Annotated in this window: 16 protein-coding genes and 2 tRNA genes; 9 read left to right on the forward strand and 9 right to left on the reverse strand. The window is 66.8% G+C overall.

Annotated elements, in window-relative coordinates:
• Window position 1: 1 nt before the first annotated feature.
• Together AC59JP_RS01060 and AC59JP_RS01065 are read left to right on the forward strand one after the other, a co-directional pair.
• Window positions 2–481, forward strand: coding sequence for a ribose-5-phosphate isomerase (locus AC59JP_RS01060; RefSeq protein WP_497323774.1), 480 nt, complete (start codon window positions 2–4; stop codon window positions 479–481).
• Window positions 474–1,280: an Fpg/Nei family DNA glycosylase gene (locus AC59JP_RS01065; RefSeq protein ID WP_497323775.1), complete on the forward strand. Its 807-nt coding sequence runs from the start codon at window positions 474–476 to the stop codon at window positions 1,278–1,280. Before AC59JP_RS01060 ends, AC59JP_RS01065 begins: the two co-directional genes overlap by 8 nt.
• A 277-nt stretch (window positions 1,281–1,557) precedes the next feature.
• Here the strand turns inward: AC59JP_RS01065 and AC59JP_RS01070 are convergent, their stop codons facing one another.
• Genes AC59JP_RS01070 through AC59JP_RS01080 form a run of 3 tightly spaced genes read right to left on the reverse strand, consistent with a single transcriptional unit; the run spans window position 1,558 to window position 3,233 of the window.
• The gene (locus tag AC59JP_RS01070; RefSeq protein WP_497323776.1) at window positions 1,558–2,379 is read right to left on the reverse strand and encodes a DUF1542 domain-containing protein; all 822 of its coding nucleotides are present in this window, start codon (window positions 2,377–2,379) and stop codon (window positions 1,558–1,560) included.
• A gap of 19 nt (window positions 2,380–2,398) precedes the next feature.
• Entirely contained in the window at window positions 2,399–2,944 is a 546-nt protein-coding gene (locus AC59JP_RS01075) for a hypothetical protein (RefSeq protein ID WP_497323777.1), read from the reverse strand.
• A gap of 28 nt (window positions 2,945–2,972) precedes the next feature.
• Window positions 2,973–3,233: a hypothetical protein gene (locus tag AC59JP_RS01080; protein ID WP_497323778.1), complete on the reverse strand. Its 261-nt coding sequence runs from the start codon at window positions 3,231–3,233 to the stop codon at window positions 2,973–2,975.
• Window positions 3,234–3,354: 121 nt separating this feature from the next.
• On the opposite strand from AC59JP_RS01080, the gene AC59JP_RS01085 reads away from it, so the two are divergent.
• From AC59JP_RS01085 to AC59JP_RS01100, 4 genes are read left to right on the forward strand one after another with little or no spacing between them, the layout of a single operon-like run.
• Window positions 3,355–4,068, forward strand: a complete 714-nt coding sequence (locus tag AC59JP_RS01085) for a GAF and ANTAR domain-containing protein (RefSeq protein WP_497323779.1) — start codon at window positions 3,355–3,357, stop codon at window positions 4,066–4,068.
• Window positions 4,065–4,808 carry an alpha/beta hydrolase gene (locus tag AC59JP_RS01090; protein WP_497323780.1) on the forward strand — a complete coding sequence of 248 codons (744 nt, stop codon included), beginning with the start codon at window positions 4,065–4,067 and terminating at the stop codon, window positions 4,806–4,808. The genes AC59JP_RS01085 and AC59JP_RS01090 overlap by 4 nt, the downstream gene beginning before the upstream one ends.
• A gap of 48 nt (window positions 4,809–4,856) precedes the next feature.
• Window positions 4,857–5,237: a BlaI/MecI/CopY family transcriptional regulator gene (locus AC59JP_RS01095; protein ID WP_497323781.1), complete on the forward strand. Its 381-nt coding sequence runs from the start codon at window positions 4,857–4,859 to the stop codon at window positions 5,235–5,237.
• Window positions 5,234–6,145 carry a M56 family metallopeptidase gene (locus tag AC59JP_RS01100; RefSeq protein ID WP_497323782.1) on the forward strand — a complete coding sequence of 304 codons (912 nt, stop codon included), beginning with the start codon at window positions 5,234–5,236 and terminating at the stop codon, window positions 6,143–6,145. The genes AC59JP_RS01095 and AC59JP_RS01100 overlap by 4 nt, the downstream gene beginning before the upstream one ends.
• Here AC59JP_RS01100 and AC59JP_RS01105 read toward each other — a convergent pair whose 3' ends face one another.
• The 4 genes from AC59JP_RS01105 to AC59JP_RS01120 all read right to left on the reverse strand — a co-directional run bounded on the left by AC59JP_RS01105 (window position 6,146) and on the right by AC59JP_RS01120 (window position 13,286).
• Window positions 6,146–6,637 carry a DUF2231 domain-containing protein gene (locus AC59JP_RS01105; protein ID WP_497323783.1) on the reverse strand — a complete coding sequence of 164 codons (492 nt, stop codon included), beginning with the start codon at window positions 6,635–6,637 and terminating at the stop codon, window positions 6,146–6,148.
• A gap of 9 nt (window positions 6,638–6,646) precedes the next feature.
• Entirely contained in the window at window positions 6,647–10,975 is a 4,329-nt protein-coding gene (locus tag AC59JP_RS01110) for an amino acid adenylation domain-containing protein (RefSeq protein ID WP_497323784.1), read from the reverse strand.
• Window positions 10,976–11,087: 112 nt separating this feature from the next.
• Window positions 11,088–11,894, reverse strand: coding sequence for a transglutaminase-like domain-containing protein (locus AC59JP_RS01115; protein WP_497323785.1), 807 nt, complete (start codon window positions 11,892–11,894; stop codon window positions 11,088–11,090).
• Between the two features lie 126 nt (window positions 11,895–12,020).
• Complete coding sequence (locus AC59JP_RS01120) at window positions 12,021–13,286, reverse strand: DUF3533 domain-containing protein (RefSeq protein WP_497323786.1); 1,266 nt, start codon at window positions 13,284–13,286, stop codon at window positions 12,021–12,023.
• A gap of 51 nt (window positions 13,287–13,337) precedes the next feature.
• Between AC59JP_RS01120 and AC59JP_RS01125 the strand changes: the two genes are divergently transcribed.
• A complete protein-coding gene (locus AC59JP_RS01125) occupies window positions 13,338–13,955 on the forward strand; it encodes a TetR/AcrR family transcriptional regulator (protein WP_497323787.1) in 618 nt (205 codons plus the stop codon).
• Here the strand turns inward: AC59JP_RS01125 and AC59JP_RS01130 are convergent.
• Window positions 13,934–15,151: a sensor domain-containing phosphodiesterase gene (locus tag AC59JP_RS01130; protein WP_497323788.1), complete on the reverse strand. Its 1,218-nt coding sequence runs from the start codon at window positions 15,149–15,151 to the stop codon at window positions 13,934–13,936. The genes AC59JP_RS01125 and AC59JP_RS01130 overlap by 22 nt on opposite strands.
• Before the next feature lie 120 nt (window positions 15,152–15,271).
• On the opposite strand from AC59JP_RS01130, the gene AC59JP_RS01135 reads away from it, so the two are divergent.
• Window positions 15,272–16,531, forward strand: a complete 1,260-nt coding sequence (locus tag AC59JP_RS01135; RefSeq protein WP_497323789.1) for a serine/threonine-protein kinase — start codon at window positions 15,272–15,274, stop codon at window positions 16,529–16,531.
• Between the two features lie 47 nt (window positions 16,532–16,578).
• On the opposite strand, the gene AC59JP_RS01140 is transcribed toward AC59JP_RS01135, so the two are convergent.
• A tRNA-Gly gene (locus AC59JP_RS01140) sits at window positions 16,579–16,652 on the reverse strand.
• Window positions 16,653–16,765: 113 nt separating this feature from the next.
• Between AC59JP_RS01140 and AC59JP_RS01145 the strand changes: the two genes are divergently transcribed.
• Window positions 16,766–16,839, forward strand: a tRNA-Pro gene (locus tag AC59JP_RS01145).
• The last annotated feature ends 36 nt before the right edge of the window (window positions 16,840–16,875 follow it).

A 16,875-nucleotide genomic window follows, 5' to 3' on the forward strand; every position in this document is an offset into this window, starting at 1 on the left:
CATGCGCGTATACCTGGGTGCCGACCACGCCGGCTTGGAGTTCAAGAAGCAGATCATCGATCACCTCACGGCCGGTGGCCACGAGCCGATCGATTGCGGTGCGTACGAATACGACCCCGTCGACGACTACCCGGCCTTCTGCATCGACGCCGCACGCCGCACGGTCGCCGATCCGGACAGCCTGGGACTCGTTCTCGGCGGCAGCGGCAACGGCGAGCAGATTGCCGCGAACAAGGTGCCGGGCGCCCGGTGTGCGCTCGCATGGAGCGTCGAGACCGCACAGCTCGCTCGTCAGCACAACAAGGCGCAGCTCATCGGCATCGGTGGGCGCATGCACACGTTGCCCGAGGCCCTCGCCATCGTCGACGCGTTCCTGTCCACCCCGTGGTCCGGCGAAGAGCGCCATCAGCGCCGCATCGACATCCTGGCCGAGTACGAGCGGACGGGCGTCGCGCCCGAAGTGCCGGGCAAGCGTGCCTGAGGGTCACACACTTCACCGGCTCGCCAGGCTCCACCAGAAGCGGTACGCCGATAAACCCGTCGAATTGTCCTCTCCGCAAGGGCGATTCGTCGACGGCGCAGAATGGGTCTCCGGACACGTGCTGAAGCGCGCCGACGCATGGGGCAAGCATCTGCTGCACCGGTACGACAACGGCGTGACCGTGCACGTGCACCTCGGTCTCTACGGCAAGTTCTCCGAGCAGAAGGTGCCGATGGCCGATCCCGTCGGCCAGGTGCGGATGCGGATGATCGGTGAGGAATACGGAACCGACCTCCGTGGGCCGACGGCGTGCGAGATCTACGACGACACCCAGATCGACGCCCTCATCGCGCGACTGGGTCCGGATCCGCTGCGCAAGGAGTCCGACCCGGACAAGGCGTGGAACCGAATTCACAAGTCCGCCATGCCCATCGGTGCACTACTGATGGAGCAGAACGTGATCGCCGGCATCGGAAACGTCTATCGCGCCGAGCTCCTGTTCCGGCATCGCGTCGATCCCTACAAACCGGGCAAGCAACTCGGTGCGGGGGAGTGGGACGAGATGTGGACCGACCTCGTCGAGCTGATGAAGGTCGGGGTGCGCCGCGGCAAGATCATCACCATCGACAAGGAATACGACCACGGCGATGCGCCGTACGGACGCGGCGGTCGGAGCCGAGCGCGTCACTACGTCTACCGCCGGGCTGGATTGCCGTGCCGGGTGTGCGGGACGCCGATCGTCATCGCAGACATGAAGGGGCGCAACCTGTTCTGGTGTCCGAGCTGCCAGGCTGGTTAGGACCGGGGTGCGGTGGTTGGGGCACCTCGATTCGCTACGTGCATCCGCAATGTGGGGTGCCTCGAGCGATCCGGAGTGCCCGGGCGTCGGGCACCTGCAATCGGAGGTGCCGGGCCGAAGCGGGGTGTTCGGGCTTCGGGCACCGCGATTCGCTACGTGCATCCGCAATGTGGGGTGCCTCAGGCGATACGGAGTGCCCGGGTGTCGGGCACCTGCAATCGGGGGTGCCCGGCGCGATCAGGAGTGCCCCAACACCGGCGCACACACGAAGATCGGGCTACCAGCCCCCGCCACCGAAGTCGCCACCGAAGTCCTGACCCCCACCGAAGTCCTGCCCCCCACCGAAGTCCTGACCACCGCCGAAGTCCTGACCCTGATCGAAATCGCCTTGATCACCCTGGTCGTACCCACCCTGATCGTACCCGCCCTGCTCCAGCCCGTCCTGGTACCCGTCGCCGTATCCGCTCTCGAAGCCCTGCGCGCCGTAGCCCACGCCCGACATTCCGGAGAACATGGCCGAGAACAGGAACATCGATCCCACACCCCAGGCGCCGGCGACCAGCGCGGGCTTCCACCACGGCTCGGAGTACCAGCCGGCGGGAACGGGACGACCGGCCACTCGTCCACCTGGGTAGTAGTTCGGTGTGCGGTCGGACGGGTTGGGTGATGCCTCGACTTCGCGGCCCTCGAACTCGACCTTGCGGTTCTCGGTGACGGATCCGGCGCTCTTCTGTCCGTCGAGCGTCGGGACCTCGGGTCCGGGATCCATTCCCATTGCCGTTCGTGCGGCACGGATGTAGTAGAGCCCTTCGAGCGCCGTCTGCTTGGCGAGACGTGCCTGGGTGGGGGTGGCGGCCTGGTCGATCTGTGAGCCTGCGGCGTTGAGCCTTTCCGACGCATCGGCGATGGCTTGCTTGGACGCGGCGTCCGTGCCGACGAGGCTGTACACCTGTCCGCCGAGCCGTTCGATCGCCTGGCGGGCGTCGGCTTTCGCGTCGTCGAGCTGGGTTGCCGTCGTTCCCGCCTTGCGGCGTTGCGAAATCATGACGACGGCGACCACCGCGGCGAGGACGACGAGTATCAACAGCAGGCTGTTCATGGCGTCCAGGCTACCTGGGCTAGTTCGGGACGTAGGAGATCGAAAGTCCGGAGTTGGGGCCGTTCGGGACGCCCGTCGATGTCGCCTTTCCGGGGTGTTCGCGCAGGTCCTTCAGGACGGTGTCGGCAGAGAGCACGTCGCCGACCTGGACGGTGACAGCGCGGTCGAGTCGTCGGTTGGCTCCGCGCTTGCCCTGGCTGACGATCACCTTCCCGGTGCCGTCGGGGCCGGTTGCGCGTCGGCAGACGGCGCGCATGTAGAAGCGGTTGTATTCGCCCTCGGCCAGGCTGCGTGCGGACGTTCGGGCCGTCGTCGACGTCTTCAGCGGACCGGTTCGCACCTCGATGTGCCACAGGGTGCCCGGCACCGGTTCGAGGACCTGCTGAAGTGACAGTGGTGTGCCTTCGGCGAGTGCGCCCTCGAGTGCTTCGGTGTAGAGGAGCCGCCCGGCGTCGTTCAGGCGGTCTCCGGTGTAGAGGCGGTCGGCCTTGCAGTCGGCGAAGTACTCGTCGAGCATCAGCTCACGGGTTCGGGCGTCGAGCTGGGGAAATTCGAAGGACGACATCCCTCACTGTCTCACGGATGTGACGTGGTCACGCGCGCGTGAGTTCGGCGGGACCTTCCCATCCGCAGTTGTCGCATCCGGCGTAGAGCGCCGAGTGCTCGGACCCGTTTCGGTCGGTGACGACGGTTTCGGCGGAACAGGCGTTGCTGCACATGGGGCATTTGCCGGAGAAGTTGGGTTCCGGGGTGTAACTCGACAATGGTGTGACCAAACCGCTCGGTGCACCCTCACCCGGGTGCACAAGGACTTCCGCCGCACGCGTGGACGCGATGCACTGAAGAATACGCATGTAACGGCCATCGGCGGTACTTCCTCGGTGACAGGATCGGTAGGCTGATCCGTTGGCTTCGGAAGGCCGACGATTCGTCGAGTGGATTCCGCGCCGGCATCACGAGAGGACTGTGCGACGTATGGCTGACAGTGCACCGATTACCGACGCCGCTGCTGTGTTCGCCGGTCTGGGCGAGATCGTCTACCGCGGCTCCACAGTAGGAGAGGTGTACGAGGCGATCACGATGGCCGCGACCAACCTCGTGGACGGGTGCGATCACGCCAGCATCATGCTGAAGCAGGGCGCAACGTATCGGACGGTGGCCGCGAGCGACGAGGTGGCCCGCCAGGTGGACGAGCTCGAACGCGCCACGGGTGAGGGGCCGTGCCTCGACGCGATCACCGACGAGTCCGCCCAGGTCGAGCCCAACTTCTGCGGAAACACGGAGTGGCCTGCGCTGGCGCGGGCGGTCGTGGACACCACCCCTGTTCGTGGGGCGATGGGTTTTCGGTTGTTGATCGACTCCCACAAGGTCGGGGCGCTGAACCTGTTCACCGATACGGCGGACGTCTTCACCACGGAGTCGGTCGAGCAGGCGGTCCTGATGACCGCGTTCGCCTCGGTCGCGGTGACCGCTGCCTCGAAGGGCGAAGAGGCCGAGGCGCTCCGGCAGGGAATGCTGAGCAACCGGGAGATCGGCAAGGCCATCGGACTGCTGATGGCACTGCACGACCTGGACGACGACACCGCCTTCGACCTGCTGCGGCGAACGTCCCAGGACATGAACGTGAAAGTGGTCGAATTGGCCCGGCGGATCATCGAGCAACATCGAAGCGGAGGTCGGATCGAATGAACATCCTTCCCGGGGCGGAGCCGTTCTCGGCCGACGGCGGCTCGGTCGGATTCGTTGTCAGTCATGGCTTCACGGGCAATCCGTCGTCGATTCGCCAGTGGGCGGAGCACCTCGCCGGTGCGGGCTTCGCGGTGCGGGCTCCGCGTCTGCCCGGCCACGGAACCACGTGGCAGGACGCGAACACCACGACGTGGCACGACTGGTACGGCGAGATCGAGCGAGCCTACGACGACCTCGCCGCACGGTGCGATCACGTGTTCGCGGCGGGCCTGTCGATGGGCGGAACCTTGGTGACCCGGCTTGCCGAGCAGAAGAAGGTGGCCGGGCTCGTCTTGGTCAACCCTGCCTTCGCCACCGAGCGAGTCGATGCACAGTTGGCGAAATACATTGCGTGGGCGGTGAAGTCGCGTCCCGCGATCGCAGGCGACATCAAGAAACCGGGAGTGGTCGAATCCGCGTACAGCCGTACTCCGGTCCCGGCATTCGTCTCGCTTCAGGAGCTGTGGGCCGTCACCCGCGCCGACCTCGGTGCCATCACGTGTCCCATCGCGCTCTTCCGTAGCAGCGAGGACCATGTGGTTGAACCCCTGTCGGCGAAGATCCTGATCGACAGTGCCACGGCGACGACGGTGTCCGAAACGGTGCTGACCGACAGCTACCACGTCGCGACGATCGACAACGAGGCGCAGACGATCTTCGACGGAACTGTCGCGTTCGCCGGTGACGTGCTCGGCCGGTGACCGGCGCCTATCATCGACAGTGATGATCCGAGAGAGGGTGTGAGGGCGATGCGCCGCCGTTCCGGACACCTGGAGGACGCCATAGTTGCTCTTCTGGGGGACAGTGAACCGCTGTTGGTTTCCGACGTTCGTGACCGAATCGACCCGTCTCTCGCCCACACGACGGTCATGACCGCTCTGGTGAGGTTGACCGACAAGGGGTTGGTGGTGCGCGAGAAGCAGGGTCGCGCGTTCGTGTATTCGCTTGCTGCACCGGTCGATTCGCTGCCGGCGCTGCGTGCCGCGATTCGGATGCGGACCGAACTCGATGCCCGGTCCGAACGGGCGGACGTGTTGGCCAACTTCGTCGCGGCGCTCGATCCCGAGGACGAGGCAACGTTGTTGAATCTGCTGTCGGACTCCGCGTCTCGCGAGCGCGATCTCACGTGATCGCGTTGGCGGTGGTCGCTGCGACTCCGTGGTTGCTGTGCCTGCTGCTGACGCGCGTGGCGCACCGGGTGGATCGATGGCTGGTGCCGGCCACCGCCGTGCTCGTGTTGCCGACTCTCGCATTGGTTCTGGCGGTCTGTGCCGCCGCGTCCACCCTGGCCGTCGGGACGGTGTTGCTGACGGCCGACTCTCCGTGGGTCCGGGTGCTGGGCGCGTCGCTGCTCGCTCTCGTCGCCTGGAGGATCGTCGAAGTCCTACGTCACCTCGCTCGTGTGCGGTCGAGCACCCGAGCCGCGGCCGAGTTCGGGCGTCGTGCGGACCCGAGTACGCGACTGCTGGTCATCGACGATGACACACCCGACGCGTTCGCCGTGGCGTCCGGCGGCGGCGCAGTGGTGATGACGACGGGGCTCGTGTCCCAGCTGTCCTCCGACGAGATGGAAGCCCTGGTGCTCCACGAACGCGCACACCTGCGCTACCGGCACCAGGTGTCCGTCCAGGTGACCGAAGTTGCGGCGCAACTGGTTCCGCTGTTGCTTGCTGCGTCGTCGGCGGTGCGCCACGCAGCGGAGCGGCATGCGGACGAATGTGCCGCCCATGGGAACCGGCGCTTGGCCATGACGGCGCTTGCTCGCGCCGCTCTGGTGTGTTCGCGAAGTCGGGCCGGGAGCAGTCAAGACGCAGGCAGTCAGGGGGCATCGGCTGCACTGGCGGGTACCGGGGGTGACGTCGTACGCCGTGTACGCGCGTTGTCCGGACCACCACCGGCCCCGCAGCGACGCATCGTCGTCGCCGTCGCGGTGGCTCTCGTGGTGTTCACCGGGGCGCTGGGCGTGTCCTTGGCCGACGTGATTCAGGACGTGGTGTCACCCGAGTCGGGCGAGGTAACCACCGACATGTTTCGCTGACTACTCGCCTTCGCCGCCGGGGCTGACGACGGCGTAGTTCTTGTCGCCCCAGGTTGCCGTGGCGCCGGAGTCGCCGATCAGGTAGACCCCGATCATCGAAGCGACGCCGGCGACGATGGACACCACCGCAACACCGACTTTCAGTACAGTCGGCGCTCCACCTTGGCGTCGCTCACGCAGGTGGACGAATACCAGTGCGGCAGCGGCGACTACGAGCGCGATCGAGTAGTAGAGCATAGTGTCGCCGAGTTCGGTGTGCCGGTGGACTGCCTCACTGCGCTCGACGCGCTTCTCGAGCCATTCGCCGGCGTCGGTGGTGATCGGTGTCATCACCAGCGTGACCACTGCGAGGGTCGCAACCAACCACACCAGTCGCCGACGCGCGGCCGGCCACAGGCTGCAGAGGATGGCCAGGATGGCCGTGAGGGGAGCGAGTACCACGATGAAGTGGACAAGGAGAATGTGCGCGGGAAGACCGTCGACGGTGGACATATTCGAATACTACATATCTTGTAGTAGTTGGTCGACGAGCGAATTCGGCTCGAGCGCGACCCTGCTCAGAAGATCGTGGAACTGCCGGGAGAACTCCTCCATGGTGTGCCGATCGAACATGTCGGTCGCGTAGACGATGTCGACGGCCATGGTGTCCGGACCGTCGTGGCGCCTCTGCTCGGTGAGGTGAACGTGGATGTCGCAGTGTGCGACGTCGGTGGGCCGGGGCTCGACGCTGACCTCCACATCGCCGACTCGAATCGTCGACGGAGCGAAGCGGTCCATGGACAGAGCCACTTGGAAGCACGGATGTACCGACGGTGCACGGGTGAATCCCAGGAGATCGACCATCTCCTCGAACTGAAGGTCGGTGTGGTCGAACGCGCGGGCTTCGGTGCGCCGCGCATCGTCGAGGAGCGCGGAGAACGTGGTGGCGCCGGTCAGCTCGGTGCGCAGCGCGACCGTGTTCACGAAGTTGCCGACGACGTCGTCGAGCAAGGGATCGTCGCGTCCCGCAACAGGTGTCCCGATCATGACCGCCCCTTGGCCGGACCACCGTCCCAACAGCACGGCCAGCACCGAACGCAGAACGGTGTATGCAGCGGTGCTGTGCGCTCGCGCGACGTCGTCGACAGCATCGAGAGTCGCGCGATCCAGAATCGACACCACCCGGGCGCCGCGTCCGGACCACTGCGCCGGACGCTGTCGGTCCGACCGAAGCGTCAGCGGCGCCGGGATATCGGCGAGTTCCTTGCGCCAGAAGGCGAGATCGCCGGCGGTGTCGACGCCTGCTCGCCACACGCTGTAGTCAGCGTAGGTGAGGGGGAGTGCCGGCAGCGCGGACTCTCCGCCGCCGACGCGGGCGAGGTACAGCGCAGCGAGGTCGCGCGCCAGTACTCCCAGCGACCATCCGTCCGCTGCGATGTGGTGAATTGCGCAGGCCAGAACGACTTCGGTGTCGGAGACGGCGAACATCGCTGTCGTGATGGGCATTTCGGCCCGCACGTCGAATCGGTGCTCCAGGACCTGTCGAATCGCGTTGTTCGAGAACGATTCCAGCGGCTGCATCGACAGCGAATCGGGCAGCGTCACCTGCCCGGCGCCGTCGGGATGAACGGTGCGCAGACTCGCGTGGCGTTCGACGACGTCGTGCAGTGCGCCGCTGACGGCCGCGAGATCGATGTCGCCGCGCACGGTGATCGTGAACGGGAGGTTGTACCGATCGGTCGGTGCCGACCGATCGATGATGCGTTGCGAGGGGGACAGGGGTACGACGGTTCGCCCCCGCGCCGCCCCCGGCACCGGACGAGATCGCGCGGTGCCACGCCTCTCGTCGACGCGTGATGCGAGCGCCGCCACCGTGGGTGCCTCCACGATGTCGCGGACGCCGATCGCCGTCGACGCGTCCGCATTGACCCGCCCGACGACTCGCGTCGCCGCGAGGGAATCACCGCCGAGATCGAAGAAGGACGTGTGTACGTCCACATCGGCCGTCCCGAGTACCGATTCGAAGGCGGCGGAGACGATTCGCTGCGTCGGAGTCGACGCCAGAACTGCGTCCGCACTGGATGTTCGGATCTCGGGCGCGGGGAGCGCAGCGACGTCGAGCTTGCGGTTGCGGGTCAATGGGAGTGCGTCGAGGACCGTGACGGACGCCGGAATCATGTAGGCCGGCAGGCGTGCCGCCAGGTGCTTGCGAACGAGCGTCGCGTCGACGCCGCCGCGTGTCGGCACCACGTACGACGCCAACCTCGGCTGAGGAGATCGGGAGTCCAGGACGGTGGCGGAGGAGGCGACGCCGGGCGCATCCTGCAGTGCGGAGTCGATCTCGCGCAACTCGATTCGGAAACCACGCAGCTTGATCTGATCGTCCGTACGGCCCAGGAATTCGAAGTCGCCTGCGGTGCTCGCCCGCGCTCGGTCACCGGTCCGGAACATGCGCGCGCCCCCGGTCGGTGCCGCCACGAACCTGCCCGCAGTCTGCCCCGCGGCGCCGAGGTACCCGCGCGCCACAGCGGGGGAGACGATGTACACCTCGCCCACGGCCCCGACCGGGACGGGACGCAATCGGCGGTCGAGGAGAAGAGCGGTGACGCCGACCATGGGCCGGCCGATCGTGACGGGTCGCCCCGGCGCCAACGGTTCGGTCAGGGTGACGCTGCACGTCGTCTCGGTCGGTCCGTACGCGTTGCGCATGGTGGTGCGCCCGGCCCAGCGGTCCACGAGCGCGGGTGGGCACACTTCACCGCCGACGATCAGTCCCAGCAGGTCCTCGAGCGGAGCCGGGTCCACGGTGGCCAGGGCGGACGGCGTCGCGAACAGATGTGTGACGCGTTCTCGAGCAAGAAGATTCGTGAGATCACCGCCGCCGTACACGTCGTCGGGAACGACGACGACGGCGGCGCCGGCCAGCGCCGCCGACACGACCTCGACCAACGCCGTGTCGAATCCCGGTGCCGCGAAGTGCGATACGCGTGACGACGAGTCCATGCCGTAGCTCGCCCGAATTTCCTCGGCGAGCCCGGCGAGCCCGGCGTGGGTCACGACGACGCCCTTGGGCCGTCCCGTGGAACCCGATGTGTAGATCGTGTACGCGGCCTGGTCACTCCGGACGGGAACCGGACTGTCGAGCGCGGAGTGGCACGGTTCCGCGTCGTCGACGGTCAGCCAGGGGACGATCGAGGTGCGAGCGGACGACCTGGTGCGAGTCGTGAGGCCGCGCACGGCACCACAGTCGGCGACCACGAACGCTTCTCGTTCCGCCGGTGCGTCCGGGTCCAACGGCACGTAGGTCGCGCCGGCTTTCGCCACCGCCCACAGCGCGACGATCGAGAAGTACGAACGCGGAATCGACACGGCGACGGCGTGTTCGGGCTCGACTCCGTGTTCGACGAGGACGGCCGCGAGCTGGCTGGATCGCTCGTGCAACCGCCGGTAGGTCCACTGCCGTCCGCGGTCGTGTACGGCGATCGCGTCGAGCGATCCGGGGAGAGACGAGACGAGTAGATCGGCCAGGGAACAGGTTTCGTCGAGGCTGCGCCCGGAGAGCGGTCCGATCCGGTCACCGTCCGCGTGGAGCGGCAGATCCGCCACTGCTCGATCCTCTCCGCCCTCCTCGGACCATTCCCGAAGGAACTGCAGGAAACGCCGGTGATGCGCGGACAAGTCGTCGCGGTCGTACGACGCCGGATTGGCTTCGAAATCGACTCGTGGCGCGCTGTCCGCTGCGCCGGGGTAGATGTTCAGTGCGAGATCTGCGGTGGGGCCGGTGGTCAGGATGTGAACGTCGCCGGTCACGTCGCCGAGGGACACCTCGCGGTCGAACATCATGACGTTGACCGTGGGTCCGAAACGGGCTGCCGCGAAGCCACCGGAGTCGGGGCGGTACCGCTGGTGCCGAAGAACACCGAAGACCGCGGCCTCCACCGCCTTCATCGCGCTCTCCACCGTCGCGCCGCCGATGGCGGTGAGTCGGAGGGGGACGACGTTCGCCACCGTTCCCGCCGCGCGCCGCAACAGGGCGTCGGTTCGTGCCGAGACCGGCAGCGCCAGCACCACGTCGTCCATGTCGGTCATGCGGGCCAGGTACGCAGCGAAGGCGGCGATCACGGCGGTGGACGTGGCCCGGCCGTGACGTGAAAGCGAGTAGTGCACATCGGTGTCGAGCACACGGCCGAGCCGCAGCGTCGACGCGGTGGACCCCGATGTTGCACTGGCCAGACTCACCGCGGTCGGAAGGTCGGCGACGATGGCCGCCCAGTAATCCCGGTCGCGCCGATGCCGTCCGGATATGCGATACGTGTTGTCTGCCAACGCAAGTGTGTCGACGTCGGGCACCGGTGGCAGCGGTGAGTCGTGGTGGCGGAGTGCTGCCCCGTAACGCTCGGCGAGGCGACGAAGCACCACCATGCTGCCGTATCCGTCGAGCGCGATGTGGTGTGCGCGGGTGTAGAAGTAGCACCGCGTGTCGCTCAGTACGAGGAGGGTGCAGCGGACCAGCGGTTCGCCCCACGGAATCGGACTGGTGGAGTCGGCGCTCATCCAGGCGGCGGCAGCGGACTCGGGGTCGTCGGCGCCGGAGCAGTCGACGACCATCGGACGATCGACCCCGTCGACGACGTAGCGCACGTACGGAACCCCGTCGACGGTGACGACACGCATCGACGAGCAGCCGAACTCGGCCAGGACCGTGGATGCGGCCTCCGCCAGCAGGTCGAGTTCGACGGCCCCCACCAGGTCGACGTAGTACGCGATGGTGAACGGAATGTCGGGTTCGAGCTGTTGCGCGAACCAGATGTCCGATTGTGCCGAGGTCAAGGGCACCAGCACCGGGGCCACCGGCGGTCCTCCTTGATCCTCGCAACTACTACACAACACGTAGTAAGCACGATAACTCACCGCCCCGAGGGCGAGGGAAGGCGCACGTGCACGCCTCCTCCTCGCTCGTCGATCAGGTCAGCGAGACCAGCTGCGTGATGTCGTCGTTCGGGAGCTCGCCCTGCACGACGGCGGTCACGACGGAGCTGTTGAGGACGATGCCGCCCTTGTGGTTGTCGAGGAACGCGGTGTCGGCCGCGTCGCGACCGGTGGCGATGCGCACCAGCGTCTGACGCGGGGCGAGGCACGTGGCATCGACGACGCGCCACTGCCCGCCGACGAATCCTTCGGCGACGGCGTGGAAGTCCATGGGATCGCACCCCGGTGCGTACACCGCGACGAGACGGGCCGGAACGTTCAGCGCACGCAGCATCGCGACGACGAGATGGCTGTAGTCGCGGCACACGCCGGCGCCGGCGAGGAGGGTGTCGGTGGCGCCGTCGATGGGATCGCTGCTTCCCGGTACGTAGTCGAGCCGGTTGCCGACCCACGCGGCGACCTTCGACAACAGATCCTCGGAATCGGCGTAGTCACCGAATTCCGTTGCGGCGAAACCGAAGAACTTGTCGGCCTCGGCGTAGCGGCTGGGGCGAAGGTAGACGCTCATGTCGTAGTCGGTGACGGGCGCAGGGTCGGTGTTGCCCACGATCGTGGCGTCGTACGCCACCTGCAGGTTTCCGACGCCGGCCGGGAAGACGTGAATGCGGTTGCCGTGCGGGCCGCTCACCTCGTGCGCCTGAATCGGGTTGCCGTCCAACACGAACGACAGTGACTCGGTCACCTGCGTGTTCGGGTGCGGGGCGATGGCGATCTGGAATTCGAGGGTCGTGTCGCCGGTGATGTCGACATCGAGGCGTGCGGACACGTCGCGGGTAAGCATGGGATCTCCAGATTCGGGGTGGTCGATGTTCGGTGTGCGCACGAGAGTGGGCCGGTTGCTTCGACCAGGCGTGCCCTACCAGCGTATTCGATTCCCGTACCCCGCGTTACCACTCGTGAGCGAGGCTCAGGAGACGGGGGTCGAACTGTCGCGTCGGGCGAGGCCCTTGCGGTCGTAGTACCAGACGGTCACCAGTCCGAACACGAGTCCGATCATCAGGCCGACGAAGGTCGCGGCCAGCCCATGGGTCAGGCCGGCGTCCGCACGGGCATCGAAGTACAGGATGGACCGCACGGCGACGAACACCTGGTGCATGGGCTCGAACTGCGCGAGCCACCCGAAGATCTTCGGTGTCGCTTCCAACGGAATTGTCGCCCCGGCGGACGGCAGTCCGAGCACGATGAACAGGATCAGGTTGATCAGAAGACCGGCGGTCCCGAAGACCGACACGATGGATGTCGCCGTGATTCCCACCGCCGCGATCGCCAGCGCGCCGTACATCCACAGCAGCAGCGAGTGCGGCGACGGCATTCCCAGGCTCGTCGAGATCCACAGGTACAGAGCCGAGACGAGCATTCCGATCGCCACCATGATCACCCATTTGACGAACATGGTCTGCAGGCGCGAAATCGACACGGTGCGGCGGTGTTTGAAGAAGGGACCGTATTCGGTGGGGGTGAACCCCAGCGCACCGTCCACCAGGGCGCTCACCACCATCGCACCCGTGAATCCGGCCAGCAGAAGCAGCAATGCGTAGTAGAACGCGGCCAGGCCCAGGCCGGTCCCGTCGGGCAGCGGGTTGTACGGGGTGACGACGACATCGATCGGCTGGGCCAGGGTGAGCGCAGCGGCGCCGGAGATCGGCGCGGTGACAGAGTCGGACACCGTCTTCGTGACCTGTTGTCCCACAGTGGTGTTCGCGGCGTCGAGCGCTTGGTCGCCGATGGTGGTCACCAGGGATGACGCGAGCGTGCCCGCGCGCGGGTTGGTGAGCACGGTGATGACCGGCTTGTCGACGTCACCTGCGACGACGCCCGCTTCGGCCAGAATCACCATGCGCTTGGTGAAGTCGCTCGGAACGACGATGGCGCCGTAGAGGTCTCCACTCGCCATTCCGTCCTGCGCCTGAGCGATACCCATGGGCCGCAGGCTCACCTTGCTCGGGTCGACTCCTTTCAGGAGTCCGTCCGCGATCTGGCCTCCGAAGTCCGCGGGGGCTCCGGAGGGAAGGGTGTCGCCCTCGTCGCTGTTGACGAGCGCGATCGGAAAGTCGTGCAGGCTCTTCTTCGGATCGACGATGCCGCCGATGTAGAGGGCCGAGAGCAGCGACATCAGGAGAGCGACCACCACGGTCGGTACCAGCCAGAACTTGACGGTCTTCGTTGCGTTCACGACGCTCCCTGTTCGATGCATTTATGTATCCGATGCAGTAATGTATCAAACATGCCGGATCAACGCCAGATGTCACGACGACGGGCCGCCACCCGTGAACGCCTGCTCGACGGCGCCATGGAGGTGTTCGTCGAGCGCGGCTTCGGGCGAGCGACACTCGAACAGATCTGTGAGCGCGCAGGTTTCACGCGCGGGGCGTTCTACTCGAACTTCGAATCGATGGACGAGGTCTTCGTCGAATTGTGGCGCCGACAATCCTCGGCGCTGGTCGATCGGGTTCGATCCGCGATCGGGACATTGAGCGAGGAGCACTCGTCGCTGTCGGACGTGCTGGCAGCAGGGCTTCCGACGCTTCTGCTCGATCCGTCCTGGCAGATTCTCACTGCGGAGTTCAACGCGCACGCGGCCCGGAATCCGACTGTGGCGCAGATGGTCTCGACGCACAGGCGGGCGATGCGTGATGCACTGATGCCGCTCGTCGCAGACGCACTCGCACTGTTCGGCCGCGGCCTCCCCGACGATCCCGACACCATGGGGCGGGCTCTGCTGGCGGTCTACGACGGCGCGATGGCGCAGCAGATGGTCGAGCCCGACGCGACGAACGTGTCCGAGTTGGCGTACGACCTGATCGCGACGGTGATCTGGAGCTACAGCGTCGAGGTTCGGTGAAGGCGGAACAGCAACAGCGACGCCATCGCGACGACGGTGGTCCGGTCGTAGGTGAGGCAGAAGGCGAACTGCCCGTCCGGATCCTGCATTGCCGTGACCGCCGCGGCGAAGTGTGGGTTGACCACGACGAACGACCACTCTTTCGCCAGCGGATCGTCGGGATGTAGCGCCACGTGGCGCACCGACGTGTCCACCGGCGTCACGCCGAACGCCGCGAAGAGTGCGCAGTGCTGGGCCAGTGCAGCGTCCGAGCCGTGGGCGGTGCGCACCATGTCGGGCATTGTCGTCAGGCAGACGGTGGTGGGCGCCGCGGCCAGTGCGGTGCCGCGAAGCTGCTCGACGATGGCCGACACCACGTACGCCGAACCGCGCCGGACGGCTCGCGTGGCCGCGGCGGTCCCGAACGGAGTCACCGCAGCGGGAACGCGCGCGGTGACCGACGTGGGCTTGGCCGAGACGGGAACGGTCGGGGCCGTGTCGGTCGTCGGGTAGGGCCGCAGTGGCCCGGGTCGTCCGAAGAGCCAACCCTGCCCGAGCGTCGCACCCATTTCACGCGCTGCGTCGGCGTGCGCTTCGGTCTCGATGCCCTCGGCGAGGATCACCGCACCGGTTCGGTCCGACTCGGCCGCCACGGCCAGCACGGTCATGGCAGAGTCCGCGTCCGCCTGCTCCTGAACCAAGCGCAGGTCGAGCTTGATGACGTCGGGCCGCAGGAACGGAAGCAGCGCCAGGCTGGCGGTGTCCGCACCGACGTCGTCCACCGCGATGCGCCATCCGAGTCCGCGGGCGTGAGCCACCGCCCGGAGAAGTCCGGCGGGGTCGGCGAGCAGGCCGCGTTCGGTGATCTCGACGGTGATGGACAAGCCGGCGGAGGCGTCGAGGGCATCCGACGGCACGGCAGCGTCCATGGCGGACGGTTCCATGTTGAGGAACAGCTGCATCGACGTCGGGAGGCCTGCGTCGAGCGCGCCGCGCATGGCGCCGATTCGGCACGCCCAATCGAGTTCCGACACGGCGTGTCGCTGTGCCGCCGCCGCGAACAACGCCCCCGGCGTCTCCATCGACGAGCCTTCCGGTCCCCGCGCGAGCGCCTCGAAGCCGACGACGTCGCCGGTCCGCAGATCGACGACGGGCTGATACAGCGCACGAAGGCGCAGCGACGACACCCATGCCTGCCCCGCCGACTGGTCGAGCACGTTCTCACCTTTCTCGAGCGCCCCCGCACTAGCCGATGTCGGGTCAGCGTACTGTGCGCAGGCCTTCACCGAGCGACGCCATTTCGTAGCCATAGAGTGGTTCGTGGTCATAATGGCGTAATGGATCCGGTTGTGTTGGGTAACAGATACCGGCTGGGTGACCTCGTCGGCCGCGGCGGGGTGGCCGACGTCTACCGAGGCGAAGACCTACTCCTCGGTCGTTCCGTCGCGGTCAAGATGTTCCGATTCTCCGGCGACGACACCCCGCAGCGCATCGACGCAGAAATGCGCACGCTGGCCGCGCTCAACCATCCCGGATTGGTGACTCTGTTCGACGCCGAATTCGGCGACACGCCGTTTCTGGTGATGGAATTGGTCGACGGGCCGACCATTCGCTCGGTCGGCCGACCGTTCGAGCCGGACGAGGTGATCCGGTACGCGAAGGAGTTGTCCGAGACGCTCGCCTACGTCCATTCCCTGGGCATCGTGCATCGCGACATCAAGCCGGGCAACATCCTTCTCGGAACCCCACGGAGTTCGGTGGGGGAGTACTCGACGAAGCTCGCCGACTTCGGTATCGCCCGTTTTCTCGACAGTGCTCGCCTCACCGCGCACGGTGCGACGGTGGGAACCGCGCACTACATCAGCCCCGAGCAAGCTCTCGGGCATCCGGTCACGCCCGCCTCCGACATCTACTCGCTCGCACTGGTTCTGATCGAATGTCAAAGCGGTCGAATGGTTTTCGGCGGCGACGCGGTTGCGGCCGCGGTTGCTCGACTGCACCACGACCCCGAGGTGCCGACCACCATGGGCCCGGCCTGGTCGGCTCTCATGGCGGACATGACGGCGCGCAACCCCGCCGATCGCCCCGCTGCGGCCGAGGTGGCGCGCAGGTTGGAGCATCTCGACACACCTGCGACGATGATTCTGCCGGTCGCGGCTGGAGCGTCGCGTCGGCCGATGGCGCTGGCGGGACTGCTCGCGCTGGTGGGATTGACAGTGGTGGGGGCGTACCTGCTGACGCGACCGCAGGACGTGACCGACAGCGTGGTCCTGCCGACGACGTCCGTGGTGGAACCGACGCCCGCACCCGAACAGGCGGCGGTGACGACGACGAGCGTCACGGCGGTGCCCGTCGCGCCGTCTGCCGCACCCTCGACTACTGCCGAACCCGCGCCCGCGATGGTGCCCGCGCCGGCCGCTGGTCCTGCACCCGCTGCCGTGCCGCCCGCGAAGGGCAACGGCAACAGTGGCCCCGGAAACAACAACAGCGGTCCGGGGAACAACAGCGGACAGGGAAACGGAAACAGTGGCCCTGGAAACAACAGTGGCTCTGGAAACAACGGTGGCCCCGGGAACAGCAACCGGGGTGGGAACTGACGGTCGAGGCGACCGCGGCAATTCGCTCGAAACCTCGTGTGAGGCGGTGGAGCGGGCGACGGGAATCGAACCCGCGTAATTAGTTTGGAAGACTAAGGCTCTACCATTGAGCTACGCCCGCATGCACACGACGAAACCGGGATCGCCGGCCACGTCGTCTGCGTTGAGTGACTGTACCCAATCCCGCTTTGAAAACCGAAATCGACCCACCGTAGGATCGACGCGGCAGGTGAACGGGATGTGGCGCAGCTTGGTAGCGCATCCGCTTTGGGAGCGGAGGGTCGCAGGTTCGAATCCTGTCATCCCGACAGAACGTCAACGAGTCACCGATTCCGAAAAGCAAT

It is taken from the genome of Rhodococcus sp. 320_ES, assembly GCF_059691855.1.

Bases quoted from the DNA above. Each gene is read 5' to 3' on its own strand.
- AC59JP_RS01060 (WP_497323774.1), top strand. From the start codon at position 2: ATGCGCGTATACCTGGGTGCCGACCACGCCGGCTTGGAGTTCAAGAAG.
- AC59JP_RS01070 (WP_497323776.1), bottom strand. From the start codon at position 2,379: ATGAACAGCCTGCTGTTGATACTCGTCGTCCTCGCCGCGGTGGTCGCC.
- AC59JP_RS01075 (WP_497323777.1), bottom strand. From the start codon at position 2,944: ATGTCGTCCTTCGAATTTCCCCAGCTCGACGCCCGAACCCGTGAGCTG.
- AC59JP_RS01080 (WP_497323778.1), bottom strand. From the start codon at position 3,233: ATGCGTATTCTTCAGTGCATCGCGTCCACGCGTGCGGCGGAAGTCCTT.
- AC59JP_RS01085 (WP_497323779.1), top strand. From the start codon at position 3,355: ATGGCTGACAGTGCACCGATTACCGACGCCGCTGCTGTGTTCGCCGGT.
- AC59JP_RS01090 (WP_497323780.1), top strand. From the start codon at position 4,065: ATGAACATCCTTCCCGGGGCGGAGCCGTTCTCGGCCGACGGCGGCTCG.
- AC59JP_RS01095 (WP_497323781.1), top strand. From the start codon at position 4,857: ATGCGCCGCCGTTCCGGACACCTGGAGGACGCCATAGTTGCTCTTCTG.
- AC59JP_RS01105 (WP_497323783.1), bottom strand. From the start codon at position 6,637: ATGTCCACCGTCGACGGTCTTCCCGCGCACATTCTCCTTGTCCACTTC.
- AC59JP_RS01115 (WP_497323785.1), bottom strand. From the start codon at position 11,894: ATGCTTACCCGCGACGTGTCCGCACGCCTCGATGTCGACATCACCGGC.
- AC59JP_RS01125 (WP_497323787.1), top strand. From the start codon at position 13,338: ATGCCGGATCAACGCCAGATGTCACGACGACGGGCCGCCACCCGTGAA.
- AC59JP_RS01135 (WP_497323789.1), top strand. From the start codon at position 15,272: ATGGATCCGGTTGTGTTGGGTAACAGATACCGGCTGGGTGACCTCGTC.